Origin of the sequence: Pyxidicoccus xibeiensis (assembly GCF_024198175.1) — a bacterium.
Lineage (GTDB): Bacteria > Myxococcota > Myxococcia > Myxococcales > Myxococcaceae > Myxococcus > Myxococcus xibeiensis.
Genome location: NZ_JAJVKV010000016.1, coordinates 1 through 25,234 on the forward strand (window position 1 = coordinate 1; position 25,234 = coordinate 25,234).

The following is a 25,234-nucleotide window of genomic DNA, read 5'->3' on the forward strand; positions in this document are numbered from 1 at the left end:
GGCGGGCCAGTCCCACGCGCTGGCGCTGAAGGCGGATGGCACCGTCTGGGCCTGGGGCAGCAACGCCAGCGGCCAGTTCGGCGATGGGACGACCACCCAACGACTGACGCCCACGCAGGTGCCCGGCCTCTCCGGCGTGGCGGCGCTGCGGGCGGGCCAGTCCCACTCGCTGGCGCTGAAGGCGGATGGCACCTTCTGGGCCTGGGGCAATAACTTCGCGGGCCAGGTCGGGGATGGCACGTTGGGTAGGTACTCCGCTCCGACTTCCTCCCTGTTCACCGGTGGCCATGGATTGGCCGCGGGCAGCGACCACTCCCTGGCGCTGAAGACAGACGGCACCGTCTGGACCTCGGGCATCAACTCCTTCGGGCAACTCGGTGATGGAACGACCACCGCAAGGCTGACGCCCACGCAGGTGCCCGGCCTCACCGACGTGGCGGCCCTGGCGACGGGCAACTTCCACTCGCTGGCGTTGAAGGCGGATGGCACCGTCTGGGCCTGGGGCCGCAACGCCGACGGCCAGCTCGGCGATGGGACGACCACCCAACGACTGACGCCCACGCAGGTGCCCGGCCTCTCCGGCGTGGTGGCCCTGGCGGCGGGCTATCACCATGCCCTGGCAGTGAAGGCGGACGGCACCGTCTGGGCCTGGGGCGCCAACGGCAGCGGCCAGCTCGGCGACGGGACGACCACCACCCGGCGGACGCCCACACAGGTGTCCGGCCTCACGGGCGTGGTGGCCCTGGCGGCGGGCAACCACTACTCGCTGGCGGTGAAGGCGGACGGCACCGTCTGGGCCTGGGGTTTCAACTACAATGGCCAGCTCGGCGACGGGACGACCACCCAACGACTGACGCCCACGCAGGTGACAGGCGTCACGGGCGTGGTGGCCCTGGCGGCGGGCGGCGCCCATTCCCTGGCGCTGAAGGCGGATGGCACCGTCTGGGCCTGGGGCAGCAACGCCGACGGCCAGCTGGGCAATGGGGCGACCTACGCGCGGTGGTGGCCCGCGCAGGTGCTCGGCCTCACCGACGTGGCGGCCCTGACGGCCGGAAGCACCCACTCGCTGGCGCTGAAGGTGGACGGCAGCGTCTGGGCCTGGGGCTCCAACATCTCGGGGCAACTCGGTGATGGGACGACCACCCGGCGACTGACGCCCACGCAGGTGTCCGGCCTCAGCGGTGTGGAGGTCCTGGTGGCGGGCGGCTCCCACTCCCTGGCGCTGAAGGCGGACGGCACCGCCCGGGTCTGGGGAAGCAATTCCTGGGGTCAACTCGGAAACGGTGGCTCGGAGCGCCGGCTGTCTCCGGTCCAGCTCTGGTGAGGCAGCAACGGTTGCCATTGGCAGAGCCGGTGCATCTCAGGCCGGCGCGCGAGGGCCGGAGGAGGTTCATCGATACCTGGTAGGGCGGAGATCCACTCCGACTGCGGGCTGCAAATATCTGTTGGGAGCCGAACCGTATTGGCCCCCACATGCCCGTACTCAGAGGGGGTTCCGTGCTGCGCTTCAGTGTCCTGTGTGCCCTGTCCACCGCGGCCATGGCCGCCTGTCCCACGGACCCGGGCAACCTGCCCCCGACGGCGACTGCGCAGTCCCTGTCGACGGATGAGGACGTGGGGCTCTCCGGCGCTGTCACCGGCACGGATCCGGAAGGTGGCGCGCTCACGTACGCGATGGTGGCACAGCCGGGTCATGGCTCGGTGACGCTGAGTCCGGGAGGCGCCTTCGTCTACACGCCGGCCGCCCACTTCCATGGCGGGGACTCGTTCAGCTTCCGGGCCCATGACGGAACGAACAACTCCCAGCCCGCGGTGGTCTCCCTCACCGTGCGGCCCGTGAACGACCCTCCCAGCGTCGCCTCCGCGAGCCTGGGGCAGGGCCCGTTCCGCTCGGGCGACACGCTCACGGTGGTGCCCTCGGGCTGGGCCGACGTGGACGGAGATGCCGAGGGCTACCGCTTCGAGTGGTTCGTCAACGGCGTCGCGGTCTCCGGCGCCAGCACGGCATCGCTCTTGGCGCCGCACTTCAAGCGAGGGGACTCGGTCCGCTGCTCGGTGGTGCCATTCGATGGGCGCACCCCGGGGCCGGCCGTCACGACGGCGACGGTGACCGTCCTGAACACGCCTCCCTCGGTCGGGAGCGCTTCGCTCGGGGCCGGGCCCTTCCGGACCAGTGACATCCTGACCTGTGCCGTCTCCGGCGTCTCCGACCGGGATGGCGACTCCGTGAGCCTGACCTACAAGTGGCTCAGGAACGCGTTCCCCGTCGGCGGCGTGACCACCGCCACGCTCAATGGTGCCAGTGAGTTCTCCAAGGGTGACACGCTCTCCTGCGTGGTGACGCCGTCCGACGGCACTGACTCCGGCGCCGCCGTGGCCTCGGGCACAATCACCGTCGAGAACACGCCTCCGACGATGACCACCGCTCGGATTCCGGCGGGCTCGTACCGGACGGACGACACCGTCACCTGCGTGGCCTCGGGCTTCCAGGACGTGGACTTCGACGCGCCGGACTACCGCTACCGGTGGCTCGTCAACGACGCCCCCGTCGCCGGCCAGCTCTCGGCGGTGCTCCCGGGCACGGCCTTCAAACGCGGTGACTCGGTGCGGTGTGTCGCCGCCCCGGATGACGGCTCGGCGGTGGGAGCCGAGGTCACGTCCAGCCCGGTGACCATCGTGAACTCGGCGCCGACCCTGGCGAGCGTGTCGATGGGCTCGGGGCCTTTCGGCACCGACTCGGTGATTGCCTGCACGCCTTCAGGCTTCGCGGACCCGGATGGCGATGCGCCCGTCTACCTCTACACCTGGCTCAAGAACGGCGCGGTGATTGCCGGACAGACGGCCTCCACCCTCGATGGGGCGAGCCAGTTCGACGCGGGCGATGAGGTTCGCTGCCGGGTGACGCCCTCGGACGGCACCCAGAGCGGCGCCCCGGTGGACTCGAGCTCGACACACATCGAGAGCCCGCCCGGGCGCTTCACCGGCGTGTCCATCGGCACCGGGCCCTTCTTCACCCATGACGTGCTCACCGCGGTGGCCACGGGCCCCGGTGGTGCCCAGTACGACCCGACCGGCTTCCGGTACCAGTGGTACCGCGACGGGCTGGCCATTCAAGGCGCCACGTCGCGCACGCTGGACGGGACGGTCCACTTCTCCAAGGGCGCGGTCATCTCCTGCGCGATGACCGAGTACGACGGCACGCAGACGGGCACCACGCTCCAGTCCAACACGGTCACCATCCAGAACAGCACGCCCACCCTGACGGGAGCCTCCCTGGGCTCGGGCCCGTACTACGTCACCAGCACCCTCGACTGCGCGGCCCAAGGCCAGGGCGACGCCGATGGAGACGCGCTGACGTCCACGTATGCCTGGTACGTCAATGGCGCCGTGGTGGCCGGGTGGACGCGGCCGTTCCTCGACAGCAGGAAGTTCCGCAAGGGCGACAGCCTCTCCTGCCGGCTCAGCGTGAGCGACGGGACGGTCAGCACGGCCGTCGTCACCTCGAACACCGTCACCATCCAGAACAGCGCGCCGGTGACGTCGTACCAGGATGGCGTGGGCGTGTTCGCGGGCAAGGCGGCGAGCGGCGCGGTGTCCGCGTACGACCCGGACGGCGACCCGGTGGTGGGCCATGCGCTCGCCTCGGGCAGCTCCCAGGGGACGGTGGTGCTCGACGACGCCGTGGCGGGCCGGTTCACATTCACCGCGAACGCCACGGCCCGTGGCAACACGACGTTCACCTTCACCGCGACGGATGGCTTCGACACCTCGGTTCCCGGTGTCGTGAAGGTGCGCGTGCACGCGGGCAGGCGGCTGGCCCGGGGCGAGACGTTCGGCTGTGCGATTGCGTCCGACCGGACGCTGCGCTGCTGGGGAGGCAATGCCTCGGGCCAGCTCGGCAACGGGACGAAGCAGGACTCCGCCGCGCCCGTGCAGGAGGCGCTTGGCCTGTCCGACTGGGCCTCGGTCGCCGTGGGAGGCGCGGGCTTCTTCAACTCCGCCACCGGCCATGTCTGCGCCATCCGGCTGGACGGCTCGCTGTACTGCTGGGGGCGCAACGACCACGGCCAGCTCGGCGTGGGGAGCACCGGGGGTGACGTGACGCGCCCGACGCGGGTGGACCCGGGCCCGTGGCTGGAGGTGGCGGCGGGGGGCTCTTTTACCTGCGGCGTCAAGCAGGGCGGCACGCTCTGGTGCTGGGGCCGCAACGCCAACGGCGAGATTGGCCAGGGCGTCACCGGCGGCACCTACGCCTCCCCGGTGCGCGTCGGCGGAGCGAACGGCTGGGCCACGCTCGCGGCGGGGGACCAGCACAGCTGCGCCATCTCCTTCGAGGGAGGGCTTGCCTGCTGGGGGCAGGGGAGCGCCCATGCGCTCGGCAATGGCTCCACGCTCAACAGGGCGACGCCCACCGCCGTGTCCGTTCCCGGCGCGGCCTGGGTACAGGTCGGCGGGCACGTGCAGCGCACCTACGCGGTCCGCGAGGACGGGGCGCTCTGGGGCTGGGGCGCCACCAGCGGGGTGCGGGGCGCTCCCTATGACACGAGTCCCAGGCTCATCGACACGGGCTGGCGCGAGGTCAGCCCGGGCTACGACCACTTCTGCGGCGTGAAGACGACGGGCCGGCTCCATTGCTGGGGCGCGAACGGGTACGGCGCGCTGGGCCTCGGGCTGCGCACCGTCGAGTCCGGTGCGGGCCCCGTGGGCACGGCGACGGACTGGGTCGAGGTCTCCTCGGCCCTGCACGGAAGCTGCGGGCGCAGGAGCGATGGGACGACCTGGTGCTGGGGTGACAACATGCTGGGGCAGACGGCGACGGGGACGGACCAGAGCCACCTGGTGCCGACACCCGTGGGCACCGCCACGAACTGGCGGGAGGTCTTCGTGCGCCTCTGGGGCAGCCAGGTCGGCTCCCTGGGGGCGGGCGCCTGCGCCACCCGGACGGACGGGACACTGTGGTGCACGGGGCGCGGGGACGTGGGGAATGGGAGCACCGAGTCCCCCAAGGTCTTCACCGAGGCCAGCTCGGGGGTGAGCCCCTGGGCGAGCCCCGGCGCCGGCATGCTCCACACCTGCGCGACGCGGACGGATGGCTCGCTGTGGTGCTGGGGGAATGGAGGCAGCGGCGAGCTGGGCAGCGGTGGGACGAGCGGCAATCCCCGGGTGGCCCAGGTTGGCACCGCGCTCGACTGGGCGCAGGGGAAGACGGACCTCGGCGCGGGGACGAAGTTTACCTGCGCGCGCAAGACGGACGGCTCGCTCCACTGCTGGGGAAACAATGCGTCCGGACAGCTGGGCGTGGGGGACCGGGTGAACCGGCTCGTGCCCACCCGGGTGTCGGTGGGCTCCACGTGGCGCTCCGTCTCGGCAGGGGTCGAGCATGCCTGCGGCATCCAGACCGACGGGAGCCTGTGGTGCTGGGGCTCGAACGTGCACGGACAGCTCGGTGTGCACCCGGGCTCGGCCAACGTGCCGCTGAGCTGCGGGAGCGGCGTCGCCTGTGCCACGAGCCCGCTGCGCATCGGCACGGCGAACGACTGGGCGAAGGTGGCGGTGGGCGATGACTTCACGTGCGCGCTGCGCTCCACGGGCAGCCTCTCCTGCTGGGGCCGGAATGACGTGGGCCAGCTTGGCGGCGGCGTCACCGGTCCCCAGCTGTGTGGAGGGGCCCCGCCGCTGGGGTGCAGCCCGGAGCCGCTGGCGGTGGGCACCGGCTTCGCCGACGTGTGGGCAGGCAAGGCCCACGCCTGTGGCCGCAAGAGCGTGGGCCAGCTCCTGTGCTGGGGGCTGAACGAGTCGGGCCAGGTGGGGGACGGGACGCGCGACAACCGCCTGTCACCGGTGGAGCTGGACTCGGGCTCGGTGGGCTGGGTCGACGTGTCGACAGGGGATGACCTCACCTGTGCGGTGCGCGAGGGCGCCGGCGGCACCCGTCCGCTCTGGTGCTGGGGCCGGAGCCAGGAGGGTGCCTTCGGGGACGACCACGGCTGGAAGCTGACGCCGGTGCAGACCCTGCTGCCGTGAGGGGCTCGTCCATATTGGGACGGCAGCTGCTCAGGGGCGACGTCTTCCTCTTTGGCGGCCGGTGTCGGCGCCGGGCCAAGGTGCTGCACTTCGACGGCACGGGCCTGGTGCTCCTCACCAAGAGACTCTTCCGGGCCGCTTCGCAAGGCCCTGGTGCGAGGAGGGCGCGCAGGCCGTGGAGCTGACGGTGAGCGAGCTTTCTCTCTTCCTGGAGGGCTGCGAGCTGGCGGGGCGGTGGAAGCTGTCACCTCCGGCGGTGGACGAGAAAGTCATCAGGCGGCGTCACGGCGTGATGTCCTGCCACTTCTTGCCGTCCTTGCTGATGAGCACGGCCTTGGTCCCGACGGCCAGGATGAGCCCGGCGTGGCAATGGACGCGGCGGAACGGACCGTCGCTGTGCTCGCCGACATCGACCTTCTCGAGCGGACCGCCACCCCGGGTGACGTAGAGACCGTCCTCGGCCCCGAAGAAGACCTGGTCCTCGAAGCGGTCGAGCGACCAGATGTCGGCCTCGGTGGCCTGGTGCTCCAGCGGCTCCCACGCCGTGCCCTGGTAGGCCAGCAGCGTGCCCTCCTGGCCGCAGGCGACGGTGAGCGTGGGCCCGAGAATCTTCACGTCCTGCAGGGTCAGGCTGGTAGGGCTGTCCATCGGGCGCCAGACGTTCTGCCGGCGCTCCCAGATTTCGCCTAGGAAGCCGACACCCACCAGGTCGCCATTGCCGGTGCCGTCGATCGCGTTGAGGCCGCTGGCCTGCAGCGTGCCGCGCGGCTGCACCAGGCCGTCATCGGCGCGCACCCAGCGGCCCTTGCCTTTGCGGCGGTAGAGCTGACGGCCCATGCCGGCGGCGTACACCTCCTGGCCGACGGTCGTCACGGTGCGGATGTCGCCCCGGCGCTTCGGGCCGTCCTCGGTGTCCTCGACATGCTCTTCCCAGGCGCCCTGCGCATTGCCGGCCATCACGTCGCCGCCCAGGCCCATGGCGATCAGGGTGGGCGGCTTGCCCGGCAGGGTGGTGAGCGCGATGACGCGGAACTCGATGTTGCGCGACAGCCATTTGCGCGTCGAGAGGTTGTACATCATGACCTCGGTCTCGTCCGCGCCGGTGTCGGTGATCTCATCGATCTGCGCGGCGACCCGCAGGACCTGCGCGTCCTGGATCGAGCCGTGCATGAAGCTGTAGGGGGTGGCGTCGGAGGCGGCCATTCGTCGTGTCCCTTTCGTCGTCGAGTCGTCAGATGCCGGCGTTGTTGCCCACGCCGCGCAGGTTGTTGACCAGGTTGCGCAGCTCGGCGCGCTGGCCCGCGGCACGCTGCCGGCGCTGCGGGTCTCGGCGTCCGGGTCGGAGCGCAGCGGCGTGGTCTCGGTGCAGCCGACCTCGTCCTTGTGGTCTCGGCATCTCGGGAGGCAGGAGGCGGAGCAGATGCCGTAGCGATCATCGCACAAGTCGACGCACTGCTGGGTCCCACAGGCGGAGGGTGTACGTCCCCGCCGCGAGGTCCAAGGGCGGCGTCCGGGGGACGTTGTAGGCCACCGAGCCGCTCCACCGGGACGTGCCCACCGGTGGCAGGTGGTCCCCGTTGAGCGAGGAGTGCTGCACACCGTTGGCGTCCACGAAGTGCACGAAGACATAGTAGTCCTGCGCCATGGGCACGGCGTTGAACCGCATCGCCAGCGTGACGGCCTACCCGGACTGCGCGGACAGGCCCGGGTTGCCGAGCTGCGGCACGGTGGTCTGCTGCGCGGCGGCCAGTGAGGGAAGCAGGACCAGGAGCAGGCCTGCGAGAAGCATTGCGTAGCCCGCGCGAACGCGAGGTTTCCAAGAGCGCATACGACCCTCCCGATGATGGGGTGCGTGAAGGCGACACGGGTGAACAGGTGCCGCGCATGGCAACCGATGTGCCAGCGCCTGGCTGGTCCGTTCGGGAAGGAGTGCCTTGGGATTTCCAGCCCCCTGCGGGTGGCATCACGAGGCGCGTGTCAGCTCGCCCGACCTGGCTGCCCTCCATGAGGAGGCTCGGTCGCGGCGAGCCTCACGCCCGTCGGCAATGCGTCACCAGAAGGCGCTCCGGACACTCCACTCGACGCGCGAATAGGCGGTGGCGGCTTGCTCCAGCAGCCCTCGCTGCGTCGCGTTGAGACGGGGCCGGGAGTGGAGGCGGAGCGCGCGGGTGCTGAAGCCCTCCGCCGCGCGGAGGACCTCTGCCAGGGCCGCGCAGCCGGACTCGTCGCACAGGGTGGCCTCGATGGGCACCTCCGCCGCGGGGGTTGCCGAGAGCAACCACGCTTCGCTGCCCGCTGCCTCGAAGCACGCCAGTCGCTGGGCCAGCGGAGAGCTGGCGCACAGGTGCACGTCCTGGGGTCCTGCCTCCTGGACCTCCACATGCACCAGGTGCGGCAACGCGGCCAGCGAGGTGAAGACGCCCGGCGCGTCACGGGTGAGCGGTCCCCTCAGCTCGAGCCTCCGCACCGGGAGCGGGTGGCGCCCCAGCCGCTGGGCCATTGCTGCATTCACCTTCCGCAGCACCGTCACGCCGCGCAGGTGCGGGTGCGCGAGCCAGTCCGCCTGTTCTTCGTCGCCCGTCCAGTTCCAGTCGACCACCCGGACGGTGCCCCATTCCAGCCTGGGAGGTGGTAGGCGCATCTCATCCCAGTGACGCCTCTCCCTCCGCTCAGGTATCGACAGCTTGACGGCCACCGGGAAGCCTCGCTCGAAGCGGACCGGCCCGTCGGCGTAGATGCCGAGCATGAGCTCCCACTTCGTGCGGTGCAGCTCGAGCAGCCGGGCGATGCGGGCCTCGTCGGGCTGGGAGCCGCACTGGAGCGCGATGAACTCACCGAGTGGGTCTCCGTGCTCCAGCAGGAGGTCGGCCAGCACCAGCCGCGGTCCATCGTCGTCCGGGCTGGCAACGGCGCTGGTGAAGAGCACCTCGCGCAGGGGCGCGCTCCGGGCCGTGGCTTCCTCGCGCCGGGTCAGGGCCTCCTCCAGGGCGTCGCAAAGGGCGGAGGCCTCCGCACCGGGTCTGGAGACACGCTGCCTGGCAATGCCCTCGATGACGCCTTCGAGCCTGAACGCGAATGGGGTCCCGGGCGCCAGCGTGGCGTGAATGGCTCGCAGCGGCTCGAGGGCGCGCGGGTCCTTCACGTGGCTGAGCAGCTCGCAGAGCCAGAACCCGGGGGTCGGCTTGTGGGCCACGGGCATGTCCGCGAGCGCGAGCGCCCCCGGCGTCAGGCGGGGGTCGGGGTGCCACTTCTGGATGTCGATGAGCTGGATGCTCGACCCGCGTGGGTACCGGTGCGCCGCGACGGTCTGGAAGTCCTCGACCAGCTGTGACAGCTCGATGGGCCCCGTGAACGGAGCCAGCCCGGCGGGGAGCGACACCGACAGTCGCTCGATGAGCCGGGCGATGCGCTCGTCACGCGACTCGCTCCAGCCCTCCAGCAGGCTCTGGAGGGCGTCCTCCTCCTCGTAGCGCTCGAAGGACGCCAGCGCGCGCCCGAGGCGCTCGGCCAGGATGTCGCTCACGGGAGGAGCCTACCTCACCGGGCCAGGCCCAGGGGCCGCCAGCGCCGTCTGCACGCTCACCTCGTCGCGGAAACGCTGGCGGGAGTCCTGTCGGCCGGGAGGAGCTGGCCGCGGATGTCGCCGTAGTAGGTCTGACCTGTCGTATGGAGGTTGAAGTACAGCTCACCCGACTGGGCCATCTGGGCCATCCCCGCCACCGTCAGCACCTTGGTCGGCTTCACGCCGGACAGCGATGGGCTCGGGATGATGCAGCCCATGGTGAAGGCGCCAATCACGCTGCCGTGGCCGTGCTCCGTCGTCTTGACGATGTGCTCGTTGCGAATCTCGACCGAGAACATGCCGTCGGCGATGTTGCTCTTGAGGTCGGTGGCGACGGAGAAGTCGACGAGGATGGGCCCGAGGATGCCCGGCTTGCCGCAGTGGATGTGGAACATGTTGATCTCGGCCGTGTTGACGCCTTCGATCTTCACGTCGACCCAGGCGCGGCTCAGGTCCTTGCTGAAGCGGAGCTGCCCGTGGCCGCGATGGCCCGCCGCCTCGCGCGCCGCCCGGCTCAGCGACGGCGTCTTCGAGCGGAACTGCTTCGGCACCGACGACGGCGTGTTCTCCTCCTCGTCGCCTTCCTGATGCGGCGACAGCCACGACTCGAACACCATCCCCACCTCCCTCCCCTTGGACGGGTCGAGCGCCGGCGTGGCAGCTGGCTTGGCCGTCGCGGCTGACTCCGGCGGCGTCTGCGCCCAGGCCACGCCGCCGCCTCCAATCAGCACCGCACACAAGAATGCATCTCGCTTGATACGCATGAGGCCCCCCTGCCAGCTGCGTTGTGTATCTCCAACCCTATCATGCGGAGACACCGCCATCAGCAGGGTGACGTCCTCGGCGAGCCCCGTGAGTGGCGCTTCACGTCACGGGGCCGCCGGCCGTGCGCTCAGGGCTCGCGAGCCAGGACCGCAGTGGTCCTCGGCGCACCGGTGCGCAGCCTCACCACCTGGAAGGCCGTGCCGACGAGGAAGAGGACCAGCAGGACGCCCAGCGTGCCCTGGATGGCGGGCGACTCGGGACCGGTGGCGAGCGGCTGGCCCACGGGGAGCCGCGTCAGCGTCTCGACGATGCCGGGAATCAGCAGCACCAGGAAGCTGGCGGACATGGCGAGGGTCTGCACGTACGGCGCGCCGTTGCCGAGCCAGCCCAGGCGCGGCGCCAGGACGGCCAGTCCCATGAGCACCAGGGCGAGGATGCCGAGCGCATGGCCCGGGTTGAAGCCCCCGGCGCGGGACAGCCCGAAGGACGTGACAATCGACGCCACCATGGTGAGCAGGTACAGCCCGCCGACACGGGTGCCCGGGTCGATTCTGCCGTCGCGCAGGAAGGCCCAGAGTCCGAAGAGAATGGGGAGCACGCTGAGCGCCGTGTGGATGATGCCGAGGGTCGACATGGGAGTTCTCCGGTGGAGCGGGTAGGGATGAGGCAGGCCACGGCCGTCTCCCGTGACAGGAGCGGTGGAGTCCGGCGTGGCTGAAGGAGTGGAGTCAGGCCAGCAGGTATTCGCGAACCATCACGCGGGCGCGGTGCAGGCGGCTCTTCACGGCGGGCGAGTCCAGCCCGAGCTGCTCGCCAATCTCGCGGATGGACAGCTCTTCGAAGTCACGCAGCAGCAGCACCTGGAGGTAGTGAGGCGGCAGCGACTCCAGGGCGGACGCCATGTCGAGCTTCAGGGACTCGGGCGTATGGGTGGCCATCCACGCGTCGACGGCCGCTTCCTCGTAGGGGTCCTGGCGGAGGACGGTGCGGCCCAGGCGCCGGCACTCGCGCTGGACGACCTTGAACAGCCAGCTCGAGAAGGACGCCAGGTTGCGGACCGAGCTCAGGTGCCGCGCGAGCACGAGCAGGGCCTCCTGCACCGCATCGTCGACATCGCTGATGAGGCAGCGCTGCTGGGCGTAGCGCCGGATGTCGGGCCGGTACACCTCCAGGAGGCGGGCCAGCGAGTCGGCATCTCCGGCATGGGCCGAGAGGAGCCACGTCTCCCTGTGGGTGGGTGAAGTCATGAAGCCCCGGGACCTCGCGTGCCGTGCCGGGGAAAATCCCCTCACGCCCCTAAAGAGGCAGGGAGGGGGCAAATGGATTCGCGGCGGGTGATTTTTTTCCCGGCGCCCAGGGGCACGCAGGGGCCCGGGGCTGCAAGTCCCTGAAATTCCAGGTCCCGCGCCCAAGCCGCTGGCTATGGACTGTCGTCGCGAGCCGCGGGGCCCGAGGTGGCAGGACGTTCCCAAGTCATGGCGGGTTGGTAGCACGCGCCTCTGTATTCAACGCCGCCCCAATCATCACAGACCTTCACGTCTACGGGGAGCTTCGTCCAGCAACCGCCGTTGATGGCGACCTGCACCTTGCCGGGACAGCGGCCCTTGGCGTCCGGGCGCCGCTGCCCTGGTAAGGGTTTGGAAGGCAGGTCTACCGCGATGGCGGTCCACACCGAGGGGGTGCGCTCGGGCGCCTCCAGCGCTGTCAGCGCGGAGTCCCCGACGGCCACGGTGCCGCCATCCTCTGACTCTTCCCCCTCCGCGAGGCGGGATGTCGCGGGCTCCTCGGAGCGGCTCAGGCTCAGCAGCCCCCCGGCGCTCAGCGCCAGTGCGCCTCCGAGACCCGCGGCCGCAAGCCCGGGCCACCTCCGCATGCGAGGCGGACGCCGTACCGTGACGCGCTGGGGGAGGGGAAAGAGGCCCGCTGGCTGTGGCTCTTCTCCTGTGAAGAGCGGCACCTCCGCCTCGCGTCCGGCGTTGCGCGCCGCCTGCTCCAGCGCTTCCGCCAGCTCCCGTGCGCTCCCTCGGTCCTCGGGGCGGGGCGAGAGCATCCGGGACACCAGCGCGCTCAGCTCCACACTGCACCGTGGGTTGCAGACTCGCGCCGTCCAGTGCTCCAGCGCCTTGGGGCGCCAGAGCCAGGCATCCTCCTCCTCCGGGTGCGCCGACGGTGGGTACTTCCCGGTGACCAGGCGATAGGCCGTGACACCCAGGGCGAAGAGGTCATCCGCGGGGCCCGGGGCATACGCGACCGCCGGAGGCTTGCTGGAGCGGAGGACGTAGCGCCACGCCTCGGGCGAGCGATAGGCCGGAGTGCCGGGAGGAAAGGGCTGCGAGGTGAGCGTGGCGGCCCCCAGGTGGTGGCCGGAGCCGAAGTCCAGGAGGAAGGGCTGAGCGTCCGCGCTCCGGACGCGGATGTTCTCACCCTTCACATCGCGGTGGAGGCCTCTGGCCGCGTGGGTGGCTTCCAGCGCTCGGGCCAGCTGAGCCAGAAGCTGAAGCACCTGCCGTGAAGACGGGCGCTGAACCTGGGCCCACGCATAGAGCGACGGGCCTTCCACCCACTCCATGACGAGCCAGGCGTAGGAGACGCCCTCGCGGGGCTGCCAGTCGCCATGGTCCAGCAGGCGGGGGACGGCGGGGTGGCGCAGGCGGGAGAGCAGCTCAGCCTCACGGACGAAGCGCGCATCCCCCGGGTGCAGGGCCAGCTTGAGGGCCACGGCCTCCGCACCCTGCTGCCCGGCGGGCACGGCGCGGTAGACGACACCGGAGGCACCCCGGCCGCGCTGCTCCAGCAGACACCACGGGCCGATTCGCGTCCCCGGGGGCAGGCGCGCCGGATTGAGGTCGTCAGACTCCATGAGGTCCCTCGTGAGGCGGTCCGTACCGCGCACGAGGAGACTACTCGCCATGACACGGGCGCAGACACCGTCCTCGAGCGCCGCGGCATCCCGGGAGCCTCAGTGCACGCTGCGTGAGCGGTGGGCCTCGGGGTGGGAGGGCTGCGCGAGCTCGCCGGACTCCGAGCGCAGGAGCACGCCGACCGCGGACGGGGCGCCCTCGCGCGCCGAGAGCGGGAAGTAGCTGGCCAGCAGGCGGGCGTTGCGGCGGGCGCCGTCGCGCTGCTCGGGCACCAGGGGGAGGTCGGTCAGGGGCCGCCCCGAGGTGAGGACCTGGGCGACGGGGACCTCGAGGTCCTGGGCCAGGGCGGGCGTCATCTCGCTCACCCGGCGGCCAACGAGGATGGTGGCGCTCGTCTCCCACAGGTGGGCCCAGGCGTCATTGACGCGCAGCACGCGCAGCTCCGGGGAGAGGATGGCCATCGGCACCGGGGCGGCGGCCAGGAGCGCATCGGTGAGCACCAGCGGCTCGGGGGCCAGCTGCAGCTCGTCCAGCGCCGCGGCCCTGAGCCGCTCCTCGGCCTCGCGCTCCATGACCTCGCGCTCCCGGTCCCGCAACAGCCCCGCGTGCCGGCGCAGGTGCTGCGACTGGAGGTAGAGGTCCACGAACACCGCCACCTTGGTGCGCAGCATGTCCGGGTTGAAGGGCTTCACGATGTAGTCGACCGCCCCTTGCGCATAGCCTCGCTGCACCAGCGACTCCTCGTTGCAGAAGGCGGTGATGAAGAGGATGGGCACGTAGCGAGTGCGCTCCCGCCCCTTGATGAGCCGGGCCGTCTCGAAGCCGTCCATCCCCGGCATCTGCACGTCGAGCAGGATGCAGGCGAAGTCCTGCTGCAGCAGCGCCGCCAGTGCTTCCCGACCCGAGCGCGCCAGCACCAGGCGCTGGCCCAGCGGCGCCAGGACGGCCTCCAGCGCCACCAGGTTGGCCGGGATGTCATCCACCAGCAGGATGCTGGCCGTCTCCGCCTCTGAGCTTCTCATGCCCTGAAGGGTAGGCACCGGTACATCACAGGGCCGGCCCCCACGTCTGCCGGGCAGCCAGGGGGGCGACCGCCTGACGGTGCGGCGACTCCAGAGGGTTCAGTGTGTCCCAGTAGCTCACGGAAGAGCGGTGTGGCCGGCTGAAGGCGTTGTGGTGAGAGCGCTTCACGTCACAGGGCCGCCGGCCGCGCGCTCAGGGTTCGCGAGCCAGGGTCGCGGCGGTCCTCGGCGCAGCGGCTGGCCCACGGGGCGAACGTCGAGTCAGAGCCTCACTGAAGCGATGCGGCTCGTGAGGAAGGGAGGGAGCGGGCTTCCTCCCTTCCCAGGACTTCAGCGTCTACGGGCTGAACATGCCGGTGAGCACGCTGGCGCGGCCTCGAGGCAGCGAGCGCTTGAACGGGCTCGTCGCGAGGTCCGAGCCGGGCTGGTACCAGCTCTGGATCTCCGCGAAGTACGTCTGGCCCGCCTGCAGCACGTCCGGAGGCAGGTACACGCTCTGGAGATCCGTGTGCAGCACCGCCACGCGCGTCGCGGTGGTCGAACCGTTGCTCGTGCCCAGCCGGTAGATGTTCACCACGTAGTTCGTGGCCGTGCCGACCAGCGGCTTCGACCAGCGCAGCGAGGCGTCGGTCCCCACGCCCGTGAGGTTCTGGAACGCGCCGCGCGTGTTCACCAGGGGCGCCTGCACCGGCCCGACGAGGGGCTGCACGGGCGCGGCGGTGAACGCGCTCGCCTCCTGATCCACGCGGATGTCCACGCTCATGGTGTAGGGCGTCGCGGTTCCCAGCGCGTAGCTCTTCGTGAAGCCCGCGGCGGCGAGCGCCACCTTCTGCCACGTCGCCGGGAGCGGGTTGTTGTAGGTCATGCTCCCCGTGACGATGTCGGTCCGCTGCGTGTCAGGATTGAGCTTCACGAGCAGTGGCGGCCCGCTGATGGACGCGAGCGCCGAGCTCAGCGCGGCCGGCCGGGCGGACATCCAGATCTCGTTGTACGTGCTGACCGCGCCCGGGTTCACCTGGGTGCGCATGGCCTCGAAGGCCGAGCGTCTCCAGTCCACCGCGAAGGTGCCTGTCGCGACGGGCTGGGTGAAGGTGCCGCTGACGGTGACGGGCTGGCCCTCCACCTGCGTCATGCTCGTGTCGAGCACCTTGTGCATGGCGCGGTAGGGCACTCCATTCGCGCTCGTCTGCAACCGCAGCTGCGCCAGCGAGAACACATCCCCGCGACCGCTGTCGAGCAGCACCGGGTTGAGCATGTTTGCGTAATCGAAGCTCAACCCGGAGAGCGACGTGGCGCCCGCCAGGGGGAACCCCGTGGCGCTGCCGTAGATGTAGCCGAACGCGCCCGGGTTCAGCGAATACATGTCCAGGAGGTCACCCGGCTGCCAGGGAGACAGGCCGGTGGCGGACACCGTCACGGGAGTGGGCAGCGAGGCGAAGGTGCCATCGCGGCCCCACTCCGTGGAGCCCAGGTCGAACGCGCGGCCGGTGCTCACCAGGTAGCGCGAGCCCAGCTTCAGGTAGATGCGGCCGGAAGGGACGTTCGGCACGGAGATGGTGCCGGCCGCGGAGCCCGTGCCCGGATAGGCCGTGAACGTCCCGGTCGTTGAATCCCGCATGTATGCCACCACCGACGTGGCGGACTGGTCGTATGGCTTCGTCTCGTTGCCCGACGTGGCGACGAAGGTGACCGGGCTGGTACCGGTGACCTGGGTGACCAGCCCTTGGGTGACCTGGGAGGTCGCGTCCGTCGCCCCGGAGGAGTCCACCGCCTCGGCCTCGTCGAGACCCGCGCAGCCGACCCCCGTCATGCCGACCAAAAACCCGAGGGAAATCAATGACATCTTCATTGTGAAGGTAACCTTTTCGGCGACGCTCTGAGTGGCGCCGCGCAGGGAGATTCATACCGGGTCGGTCTGACATTTCCGGGAGCGCTTCGCTTCCAACTTCCCTCGCTTGCCAGCAGGTCGTTTCTCAGACAGCAGCGGGAGGTGTGACGCGAAACGCTACTGATGTGACGTGAGATGTTACTGAGAGCTGATGTGACATGAAGTGCTACTGCTGTGACGGGAAAGGCTACTCATGAAACTCGATGTCCAGTGACGCTGAATAATGTGATTGAGCTTGACGTGGCGGATGTATCAGTCTTTGATTGCCACACTCCGCATCCGCAAGGGTACATCCTGGGTGCTGGAGCCATGTATCACCCACCAGGAGAAGACCATGCAGATCAAGTCCAAGGTTCGTGGCGGTCCTCGCGGCTGTGGCGGCGTCATCGTGCTGGGCCCCACCTCGCCTGTGCTGACGACCCTGTAATCCCATTCGCGCGGGAGCCCGCGCGGTGGAATCGAATCGCCGGTGGGCGCTCACGCTGCCCATCGGCGATTCTGTTTTTCAGTCTGCGCGGTGACCGGGCGCGACTCGAAGTGGCTCCCTACCAGGTCTTCGCCGCGGCGAGCGCCGCATCGAACTCCAGGCCGTTCACCCGCATCACCGCGAGCCAGTTGATGGGGCCCACGACGTCGAAGACGAGCCCCTTGCCCGAGGTGGCTTCGACGATGCTGGCGCCCGCCGTGTTGCCCCCGCCGACGCCGTAGACGACGCCTGCACCCGCGAATTCCACGCTCGCGAGGCCCGAGCCGAAGGTGTTGTCTCCCACGGACGCCGCCACGTGGTACCGGCCATCCGGAACCTGGAGCCGGAACCTTCCTCCGGTCGTCGCCACGAAGCTGGCGAGGCGCGGGTCGCGGGTGGCGAGGCGGTCGCCTCGGGTATAGAGGCCGGCCGCGTCCTGCCAGCCCCAACCTCGGGCCGCATCGAAGGCGGAGTCATCCGCCACCGCCCAGCCCGTCACCATCGGCGGTCCCGGAGGCTGGAAGTTCAGGGTGATGAGCTCCCGCGTCGCGCTCGGAATGACCTCGAGGGCCGCCTGGGCCTCGACGGCCCCGACCTTCGCGCGAAGCGTCGTTGCTCCCTCCGAGACGCCCTGGACAGTGCCGTGGGTCACCGTGGCAATCGCCGGGCTGTCGGAGCTCCAGGTGGCCTCGCAGGTGACATCGCGCGTGAAGACCTCGGTGCCACGGTGGAAGGACCCGACGGCCGTGAAGCCCGCCGGCCTTCCGCGGACCACCTTGAGCGCCGATGACGGCTCGAGCTTCAACGCGTCGAGTACGACGTCGCCCGCCATCGGCACCACTTCGAGCTCGAGGGCGCCCACCAGACCGCGCCGGGTGAGCGGGTCGGTGTAGCTCGCCTGCAGCCGGGCCCGGCCTGGACTGAGGGCCCGGAAGGTGCCGGCCGCATCCACGGTCGCGACGTCCGGGTCCAGCGAGCTGAGCGTGACCTCCGATGTGGCGGCGGCCGAGCTTCCGTCCTGGAACACCGCCGTCACCTGCAGCTTGCCGGTCGAGCTCGTCTCGACCGGGGTCTTCGCCGTCTTCACGTCGATGCGCCGCAACAGGCGAGCGGGCCTCGAGTCGAGGCGGTAGACGAAGACATTCGTGTCGACGGTGTTGACCACGACGAAGACATTCAGGCCCGGCACGTAGCGGAACCGCCCGTAGGTCCCGTTCAGGTTCGCCGGTCCGGGCACCACCGTGCTCCGCGCGGCATGCTTCGTCCAGACGCGGGTGTCCAGGTCCAGCGTGTAGATGTCCCCGCCCCCCTTCCACGCCACGATTCTGTCGGTCACCGGGTCGTAGTCGACGCCGGGATTCCCCCCGTCTTCAATCTCCGTGTCGCCCGTGGTCTCGAGCCGCACGCGCGTCGGAACGAACTTCCCCAGCGCGTCGATGCTCCAGGTATCGGTGACGCCCTGCCCGACCTCGACGTACAGCTTGCGCCGGGGGTCAACGACCGCGTTCTTGTAGTAGCCGAGCTGGTCCGCCACGCCGCGGACGGTCCACTTGCCAGTGACGGGGTCCCAGACCGACAGCGCCTCCGCGCCGGAGTGGTACCAGAGGACGCGGGTGTGAGGGTCATAGGCGCTGTTGGAGCCGGTGCGCGTCGCGAGCTGTGGCATGTCCGGGTAGCTCTGCCAGCGGTTCGTGTCGAGGTTGAGCGCGGTCGTGGGCCGGCCATCCCAGCCGATGGCGACGAACCGGTCGAACGGCGGAGGCACGTATTCGAGCCCATCGTAGGTGTGGATGGCGCAGTTGACCCCCAGCTCCGCAGGGGGACACTCGTCTTCGGGGCGGAGGACCCGGTCCGGCTCGGTCAGGTTCCGCCAGGCGCCCGTGCGCAGATCGAAGCTGTAGATTTCGTTGCCGAAGTAGCCGTTGTGCCCGCCGCCGGAGATGTAGAGCCGGTCGCGCTGGGTGTCGAGGGCACCGCTCGACCAGTCGTTCATGATTCCGCCGATGCCTTCACCCCAGCGGAGCCAGGGATACTGGTCGGGGCTCAGGGCCGCGGCCTGGAGCTTCGAGCTCGGGAACTCATACCAGTGCCCGGCCGCCAGCCCGGACAGCGCATCCGGCTGGGGATTCGGAATCGTCACCGTCACCGGATTCGTTGCAGGGCTCTCTCCCCCTGCGTCGGTCAGCGCGGTGACGGTGTACGTGTACGTCTCGCCCGGGACGACCGGGCGGTGGGTGAAGGACGGCCCATTCACCAGCCCGACCTGCGCCGCGCCCAGCAGCACGCGGTAGCGCTTGACCGAGACCTCCGTCGACGGCTCCCACGTCAGCGACACCTCGAAGGAGGAGACGCCTGCCGCCGCGAGCTTCGTCGGCGAGGCAGGGCGCGCGGGCCCCGGTCCGCATGAGACACCCGCGTCGAAGCCCACATCCGGGCCTGCGTCAACGCCCGCGTCAGGCCCTGCGTCGGCTCCCACCGGGACTCCGGCGTCCTCCGTCCCGGAGGCCGTGCCACTGCAGCCGGCTGAGCCCAGAATCCATACACAGACGACGAGGGTCCGTACGAGCGAGTGAAGAGTCATGTACGTGCAATCCTGTTGTGCGGGAGGGGGGAATCGACCCGACGCCAGAGGGGGGGATGTGAGGCTGGAGGGTGAGCCGTGGAGCCAGCCCGCCGCTCCGGGCAATGCCAGAGCGGCGGGCCTCCGGTGCTCCCCGTTCGTCAGTGGGCCAGGGTGGACACGCCCGACGTGAGGGTGATGCGCACCGTCGCCGGGCTGGAGTCCAGCGCGCCGTCGTTCACCTTGAAGGTGAAGCTGTCCACGCCAGCGGCCTGCGGGTCGGGCACGTACGTGAGGGCCGGCGGGGTGCCGCTGAGCGTGCCCTGGGTGGGCGGAGTCACCACGGTGTAGCGGAGGCTCGCGCCTTCCACGTCGCTGCCCGTGAGGGTGAGCGTGGCCGGCGTGTTCGCGGGAAGGGTCACGCTTTGTGGAATGGCCACGGGCGCGTCATTCACGGGGTTGACGGTGAAGAGGAACGAGCCCTTCACGGCCCCCGCTCCATCCGAGACCGCCACCCTGACGGTCGCCGTGCCAGACAGGTTCGCACCGGGCACGACCCGCAGGGTGCGGCTCGTGCCGTTGCCGAGGAGCGTGATGTTTCCAGGAGGAATGAGCGCGGTGTTGGCGGACGTCGCCGTCACCCGGAGCACGTCGACGGGGGTGTCCTCATCCTGGACGGTGAAGCTCACCAGCCCGGTGGCCACATCCTCGTTGGTGACCTGGTCCGGGAGGATGCTGAGGATGGGCGCTTTCGTGAAGGAGGGACTCGGCCACGCCACGAACGCGGCCTGGCTGAGGTTCTCGTAGGTCCCGCTGTTCGAGGTGACCTTCCGGAGGGCGCGGACGGCGTAGTGCGCCGAAGCCGGGGCGAAGCCATCGCTGTACGAGGTGGCCGTCAGCGGCGCGCCGGTGAGCCGGGTCCAGGGTCCATCCGGGTTCGTCGCCCGGTACACGTGGTAGCCGAGGAAGCCCGCCGCGGTGGCATCCGCCGAGGCCGCCCAGCTCAGGTTCGCGCTCGTCGAGCCGGACACGGACAGCTTCGGGGGTGGGGCCACGACATGGAGGCGGAGCGTGGGGTCTCCCATCAGCCCGATGTGGACCAGGTTGGTGGAGCTGTTCCTCCAGATGGAATAGTCGCTCCGGTTGTTGGCCGTCAGCCGCGCGCCATGCCCGATGGTCTCCCCCATGCCCATCGTGTGTACGAACCAGTGGGGCCGGCCGGACCAGCCCGAGGTGAGCCCGTAGCCCGTGGCCGCCAGCGGCGCACGCAGGAAGCTGTTCGCATAGCCCCAGTCTCCGAAGTAGCTGCCGAACAGGAACGTGAACACCGCGCGCGACTCGCCGTTCCGGAAGTCGGTCGTCGTCCCGATGCCGGCCGCGCTCTGCGAGCTGCCTGCGCCACACCCGTAGGCCAGCAGGTAGGCGTTCGTCCGGAGCGTGCTCATCCAGTCCGCACTGGCCACCGCGGGCCGGCCCACCAGCGCGGAGAAGTTGCGCCAGCCGCTCGCCGCGAAGGCCTCGCCGCCGTAGTAGCCGAAGTGGTCATCCACGAGCCCGCGGGCCGGGACACTCCACTGCCCGTGACGCCAGGCGTGGTCCTTGGCCAGGTACCGCCGCAAGAGCCTCGCTTCGATATCGGTCGCGCTCTCGCCGCCCGCGCCGAACACGGGCATGTTCTGGAAGTCCACCCGGCCCACCTGGAGTTCGAGCGGGGACGGAGGCATGAACTGGTCGAACTTCCCGTCCCCGGGCGTGTTCCGGTTGCGGGGGTCCGTGGCGCTCGTCATGTTGACGGTGGTGTCCGTCCAGGTTCCGTCGACGTCGGCGTAGTACGCATCCGAGGGCCACGCGCCACTGTGGTCCCCGTGTCCGTCAGGGGCCGTCTGGCCGGAGTAGGGCTGGGCCACGCTGCCCAGGATGACGACGGCCTGGACCGCCGGGTCCGCGGCGCGGGCCGCCTGGATGCGCGCGCGGACGGCGGGGGGAAGCTCGGTCCGGGGCACGTTGTGCCGGAGGACCTTCCAGCCATCGCCCCGGAGGTCCCAGAGGAACTGGTCGATGTCGGCCGAGGCCAGCGGGAGGAGCGTCGAATCCACCAGCACGATGACCGAGCCACGGGAATGGACGGCGGGAACGCTGATGCCCGCGGCCACGAACCCGGCGAACACCACGTAGTCGCTCCGCACCCGCCGCACCTGGTACTCGTAGACGACACCGGTCACGACGGAGGTGTCGGAGTACGACGTCGCGTTGGGGGCCAGCGTCACGGCGGGCTCCCACGTCGCGCTTCCCAGCCGCCTGCGAGAGAGCGTCTGCGAGGTGACCCCGGTGGCCGAGGCGGTCCAGCTCAGGGTCAGGCTGGCCGGTGAGTCCACCGCCACCGCGGAGAGCTCGATGGCCGTGTCGCGCGCACTCGGAGTCTGTCCAAAGGCAGGAAGCGCCAGGCAGAGGAGCAGCGCCAGCCAGGGTCCGCTGGAAGCGAGCCCACGCCGGGACGAGATGTAGAGCGTATCCAGAGAACCACCCTCCAAGTGAGTGAAGCGCGCGGCCTGCTGCCGCGGGCTGACCACCGGAGCCGTGTGCAAGTTACGTACTACTGAATCCCACGTCACATTGCGGGCGGGGTCCGTCTGAAGCGGGCCGTGCCGTCGCGGTGGATGAGCAGTGCCTGTGGGGCACGTGGGCCACAGGGTGTGGGGTCGTCCCCCCGTGGTGGGCACGGAAGCCTTCTTGCTAGGAGGGCCCGGTTTTCAGCGACCCTTGCCACATGAAGTCGCAACGACTCGAGAGCGAGTCTGCGATGGATTCTGCGTCCTTGCCCCAGAGCTCTGGCGCACGGCGAGTCGAGATCTTGAGCCTGTCGGCCGCGACGACGATGGCTGCAAACATATGGCGGAATGTCTCCGGGGCGTCTGGGTTGCCTGGGGCGGCAAGCATGTTCACGATGGCCGGATGGACCCTGCACGTGGCCCAGACTTCGTGAGCCATCTTGACGTGGAGTGCCCAGCTTCGCTTTGAACGCAGGAGCTTTTCTTTGACGAGGAAGGCAGTGCCCTCGGGGAGCGCAATCAGTTCCTGCGTCGTGGGCAGGCGACTCGACGGCTCCCATCCAACCGAGGGTTTGAGTGAACACGGCCGGTACTCGTGAGTCTCCAGGTCCTCGCACATGAGCTCGACCCAGCCGTTCAACGTCAGTGATGAGTGCTGGCTGAATTCGAGGATGGAGCAACCCTGGAGCAATGGGCCATCAGGCTCCGTGAGTGAGATGGCGAGGTACTGAGGCATCCCTTCTGCACCCGGCTCGATTTCGATGAGCGGCATGTAGCCTTGTTGGCTCCACTCCCCGCCCCTCACGAAGTGACAGAGTGTGTCTTTCTTCAAGACCTCATGGTCTCGCTTCGGAGATATCCGCCCGATAAGGGTTCCCCACGATAGGAACGCACGCAGGTTGGCGGGAATGGGACATCCGAGCTCCTGGGAGAGCTGGTTGATGTCTCGAGCACTCCACTGCGGGCCCACGGAGCCGCCGTACTCCTCCGGGTCGATCAATGACTTCAACCGTGCGAGCGCTGTCTGGAGCTTCTTGACGGAATCCATCGCACACTCCCCCTTCGTGCGGGCGAGGCATTATGGCGGCATTCCGAGGGGTCAGGCAAACGAGGGCATCGGAGCGTCTCGCCGTACAGCTCCAATGCCTGATGGAGCGGATACTCTCTCCGCCGGCTCCTTCGCAGCGCGGTTTCTCGAATAGAGTCGGCGTGCGCTGGCACCGGGCGGCGCAGGGAGGGCACGAACGATGCGGCACCATGGCATGGGTTTGAGGCTGGGAGTGTGTCTGGCCCTGCTCGCTGTCTCCGGGGCAGCGGCACAACAGGCGAAGCCGGAGGAGCAGGAGCGCACCCGGCTCCAGCGACTGACGGCGCTGGGGGAGCTCTGGGGGCAGGTGCGCTACCGCCACCCGTGGATGCTGTCACGGCGCATCGACTGGGACGCGGCGTTCCTGAGCGCGGTGCCGAAGGTGGAGGCCGCCAGGAGCCCCGACGAGTACGCGGCGGCCGTGCAGTCGATGCTCGACGCGCTCGAGGACCCCGCCACGAAGGTGAAGAGCGCGCGGCCGCCCGCCACGCTGGCTCCGCCGACGCTCCGGCCGGTGCTGGGCCTGGAGAAGGACGTGGTGGTGCTGGACCTGCGCAACCTCACGTCCCCCGAGAGCTCCCGGGAGTTCTATAGCCTGGGCCCCAAGCTCCGCGAGCCCTTCGCCAAGGCGCGAGCCGCGGTCGTGGACGTGCGGCTGCGTGGCTTCAACCCGCAGGAGGTGTGGACCGTCTCCAGCGCGGCGGATTGGCTCCTGCCCCTGTTCTTCGACGGAGAGCTGGCCGTTCCGGGGCTGAGGTCCACGATTCATGGGGGCTACAAGCCGCAGACCGGCATGGATGCCCCCTACACCACGGCCTTCACGCAGGAGGCGAGCACCCTCGTGCGAGGTTCTCCCGGGAAGAAGCCCTCGCGGGTCGTCTTCCTGCTGGACGAGCACAGCCTGGTCTCTCCGAGGATGCTGGCGCTGCGCGCCGCCGGCCGCGCGCTGTTCGTGGGCGAGGGGCCCGTGACGGACGCGCTCGCCGTGGACACCCAGGACGTGCCGCTGGGCGAGAAGCTCACCGCCACCGTCCGGACGAGCGAGACGGTGCTGCCCGTGGGCCTCGATGAGCAGCTCCCTGCGCGAGCCGACCTGAAGGCCCCCGACGCGGCCTTCGCCCGGGCGCTGGAGCTGGCCAGGCAGAAGTCCAGGCCCAAGGGCTCCACTGCCTCCGCCCCGCCCGAAATCCTGTGGCGTCCGGACAACGCATACAAGGAGTCCCCGTACCCCTCGCGTGAGCTGCGCCTGCTGGCGGCCGTGCGGCTGTGGAACGTCGTGGAGCGCTTCTTCCCCTTCACCCACCTGATGGAGGTGAACTGGAGCCAGCAGCTCCCCCTGTTGCTGAAGCGCTTCGAAGCCGCCAGGGACGAGAAGGAGTATGCGCTCGAGGTCGCGAAGGCCGCCAGGGAGCTGCGCGACGGTCATGTCGGCCTCAGCGGTCCCTCCACGTACGACGAGTTCTGGACTGGAGCCTGGGTTCCCTTCGAGGCGCAAGACATCGAGGGGAAGGTGGTCGTCACCGAGCTCTTCGACGCGCAGCTCGCGCAGGGGTTCTCCGTGGGGGATGTCATCGAGAAGGTGGACGGCCAGCCCATCGAGGAGCGGCTCCGGCGCCTCGAGTCCATCCACCAGGGCTCCACCGCGGCGTCGACGCGCTTCTTCCACATCTACCTGGCGCTCGTGGGTCCCCCGGGCACCGAGGCGACCCTCACGGTGCGCAACGAGAAGGGCGCGCGCGACGTGAAGCTGACGCGGTTCCCCGCGGCGTCCCGGAAGGAAGGCCCTCGCGAGCCCTTCAAGCTGCTGGAGGACAACATCAGCTACGTGAACCTCGCGCAGCTCGAGCCCGGTGAGGTGGCGGAGGTCATGAAGAAGGCCCAGGGGACCCGGGCCATCGTGTTCGACCTGCGGGGCTACCCGCGGGGAGCGGCAGACGTGCTGGCGCCGTACCTCAACGTGAAGGGCGCGAAGACCTGGACCCGCGCCGAGGTCCCCATCGTCGCGGGCTCGATGCTGGTGAATGGCCGCATGACGGTGAAGCAGGACCTGCCCACCGCGGAGGTGCCGGTGTACCGCGGCCGCACCGTGACGCTCATCGATGAGCGTGCCATGAGCCATGCCGAGCACACGGGGTTGATGCTGGAGGCCACCTGCGGGACGACCTTCGTTGGCAGTCCCACCGCCGGGGCGAATGGCAACATGACGTACACCACGCTGCCCGGCGGCATCTGGATGACCTTCACGGGGATGGAAATCCGTCACGCGGATGGGGGCCAGCTCCAGCGCAAGGGGCTCACGCCCCATGTGGCCGTGCAGCCGACGCTCGCGGGCCTGCGCGCGGGCAGGGACGAGGTGCTGGAGCGCGCGCTGCGGCTCCTCGCGGAGCCGGTGAAGCCCGCCTCTTATCAGCGGTAGAGAGGATGGGATTTCCGTGGCCCAGGTTTCTCTC

General features: G+C 69.8%; 16 protein-coding genes. 4 read left to right on the plus strand and 12 right to left on the minus strand.

Annotated elements, in window-relative coordinates:
- The 3 genes from LXT23_RS41395 to tnpB form a co-directional block, all read left to right on the plus strand.
- Positions 1 to 1,324 (plus strand): RCC1 domain-containing protein (locus LXT23_RS41395; protein ID WP_456107031.1); only part of this gene is annotated, 1,324 nt, incomplete at its 5' end.
- Between the two features lie 173 nt (positions 1,325 to 1,497).
- The gene (locus tag LXT23_RS41400; protein WP_253985996.1) at positions 1,498 to 6,024 is read left to right on the plus strand and encodes an Ig-like domain-containing protein; all 4,527 of its coding nucleotides are present in this window, start codon (positions 1,498 to 1,500) and stop codon (positions 6,022 to 6,024) included.
- Positions 6,021 to 6,209: an IS66 family insertion sequence element accessory protein TnpB gene (gene tnpB / locus LXT23_RS50825; RefSeq protein WP_407692948.1), complete on the plus strand. Its 189-nt coding sequence runs from the start codon at positions 6,021 to 6,023 to the stop codon at positions 6,207 to 6,209. Before LXT23_RS41400 ends, tnpB begins: the two co-directional genes overlap by 4 nt.
- A gap of 97 nt (positions 6,210 to 6,306) precedes the next feature.
- On the opposite strand, the gene LXT23_RS41405 is transcribed toward tnpB, so the two are convergent.
- The 12 genes from LXT23_RS41405 to LXT23_RS41465 all read right to left on the minus strand — a co-directional run bounded on the left by LXT23_RS41405 (position 6,307) and on the right by LXT23_RS41465 (position 22,745).
- Positions 6,307 to 7,227 carry a hypothetical protein gene (locus LXT23_RS41405; protein ID WP_253985997.1) on the minus strand — a complete coding sequence of 307 codons (921 nt, stop codon included), beginning with the start codon at positions 7,225 to 7,227 and terminating at the stop codon, positions 6,307 to 6,309.
- 229 nt (positions 7,228 to 7,456) lie between these two features.
- Complete coding sequence (locus LXT23_RS41410) at positions 7,457 to 7,690, minus strand: hypothetical protein (protein ID WP_253985998.1); 234 nt, start codon at positions 7,688 to 7,690, stop codon at positions 7,457 to 7,459.
- Positions 7,691 to 8,074: 384 nt separating this feature from the next.
- Positions 8,075 to 9,547, minus strand: coding sequence for a TIGR02996 domain-containing protein (locus tag LXT23_RS41415; protein WP_253985999.1), 1,473 nt, complete (start codon positions 9,545 to 9,547; stop codon positions 8,075 to 8,077).
- A gap of 56 nt (positions 9,548 to 9,603) precedes the next feature.
- Positions 9,604 to 10,350 (minus strand): CHRD domain-containing protein, encoded by a 747-nt coding sequence (locus LXT23_RS41420; protein ID WP_253986000.1) that lies wholly within the window; start codon positions 10,348 to 10,350, stop codon positions 9,604 to 9,606.
- 128 nt (positions 10,351 to 10,478) lie between these two features.
- Positions 10,479 to 10,985: a hypothetical protein gene (locus tag LXT23_RS41425; RefSeq protein WP_253986001.1), complete on the minus strand. Its 507-nt coding sequence runs from the start codon at positions 10,983 to 10,985 to the stop codon at positions 10,479 to 10,481.
- A gap of 94 nt (positions 10,986 to 11,079) precedes the next feature.
- Complete coding sequence (locus tag LXT23_RS41430; protein ID WP_253986002.1) at positions 11,080 to 11,598, minus strand: RNA polymerase sigma factor; 519 nt, start codon at positions 11,596 to 11,598, stop codon at positions 11,080 to 11,082.
- Positions 11,599 to 11,771: 173 nt separating this feature from the next.
- Positions 11,772 to 13,211: a serine/threonine-protein kinase gene (locus LXT23_RS41435; protein ID WP_253986003.1), complete on the minus strand. Its 1,440-nt coding sequence runs from the start codon at positions 13,209 to 13,211 to the stop codon at positions 11,772 to 11,774.
- 99 nt (positions 13,212 to 13,310) lie between these two features.
- The gene (locus LXT23_RS50830; RefSeq protein ID WP_407692949.1) at positions 13,311 to 14,234 is read right to left on the minus strand and encodes an ATP-binding response regulator; all 924 of its coding nucleotides are present in this window, start codon (positions 14,232 to 14,234) and stop codon (positions 13,311 to 13,313) included.
- A gap of 337 nt (positions 14,235 to 14,571) precedes the next feature.
- Complete coding sequence (locus LXT23_RS41450; RefSeq protein ID WP_253986004.1) at positions 14,572 to 16,083, minus strand: ABC transporter substrate-binding protein; 1,512 nt, start codon at positions 16,081 to 16,083, stop codon at positions 14,572 to 14,574.
- A 584-nt stretch (positions 16,084 to 16,667) separates the two neighbouring features.
- A complete protein-coding gene (locus LXT23_RS41455; protein ID WP_253986005.1) occupies positions 16,668 to 19,064 on the minus strand; it encodes an Ig-like domain-containing protein in 2,397 nt (798 codons plus the stop codon).
- A 245-nt stretch (positions 19,065 to 19,309) separates the two neighbouring features.
- On the minus strand, positions 19,310 to 21,733 hold the full coding sequence (locus LXT23_RS41460) for an Ig-like domain-containing protein (protein WP_253986006.1): 2,424 nt from the start codon (positions 21,731 to 21,733) through the stop codon (positions 19,310 to 19,312).
- Positions 21,734 to 21,881: 148 nt separating this feature from the next.
- Positions 21,882 to 22,745 carry a hypothetical protein gene (locus LXT23_RS41465; protein WP_253986007.1) on the minus strand — a complete coding sequence of 288 codons (864 nt, stop codon included), beginning with the start codon at positions 22,743 to 22,745 and terminating at the stop codon, positions 21,882 to 21,884.
- Between the two features lie 232 nt (positions 22,746 to 22,977).
- Between LXT23_RS41465 and LXT23_RS41470 the strand changes: the two genes are divergently transcribed.
- Entirely contained in the window at positions 22,978 to 25,200 is a 2,223-nt protein-coding gene (locus tag LXT23_RS41470) for a S41 family peptidase (RefSeq protein WP_253986008.1), read from the plus strand.
- Positions 25,201 to 25,234: the final 34 nt, after the last annotated feature.

Bases quoted from the DNA above. Each gene is read 5' to 3' on its own strand.
- LXT23_RS41410 (WP_253985998.1), bottom strand. From the start codon at position 7,690: ATGCGGTTCAACGCCGTGCCCATGGCGCAGGACTACTATGTCTTCGTG.
- LXT23_RS41420 (WP_253986000.1), bottom strand. From the start codon at position 10,350: ATGCGTATCAAGCGAGATGCATTCTTGTGTGCGGTGCTGATTGGAGGC.
- LXT23_RS41430 (WP_253986002.1), bottom strand. From the start codon at position 11,598: ATGACTTCACCCACCCACAGGGAGACGTGGCTCCTCTCGGCCCATGCC.
- LXT23_RS41465 (WP_253986007.1), bottom strand. From the start codon at position 22,745: ATGGATTCCGTCAAGAAGCTCCAGACAGCGCTCGCACGGTTGAAGTCA.
- LXT23_RS41405 (WP_253985997.1), bottom strand. From the start codon at position 7,227: ATGGCCGCCTCCGACGCCACCCCCTACAGCTTCATGCACGGCTCGATC.
- LXT23_RS41450 (WP_253986004.1), bottom strand. From the start codon at position 16,083: ATGAAGATGTCATTGATTTCCCTCGGGTTTTTGGTCGGCATGACGGGG.
- LXT23_RS41425 (WP_253986001.1), bottom strand. From the start codon at position 10,985: ATGTCGACCCTCGGCATCATCCACACGGCGCTCAGCGTGCTCCCCATT.
- LXT23_RS50830 (WP_407692949.1), bottom strand. From the start codon at position 14,234: ATGAGAAGCTCAGAGGCGGAGACGGCCAGCATCCTGCTGGTGGATGAC.
- LXT23_RS41435 (WP_253986003.1), bottom strand. From the start codon at position 13,211: ATGGAGTCTGACGACCTCAATCCGGCGCGCCTGCCCCCGGGGACGCGA.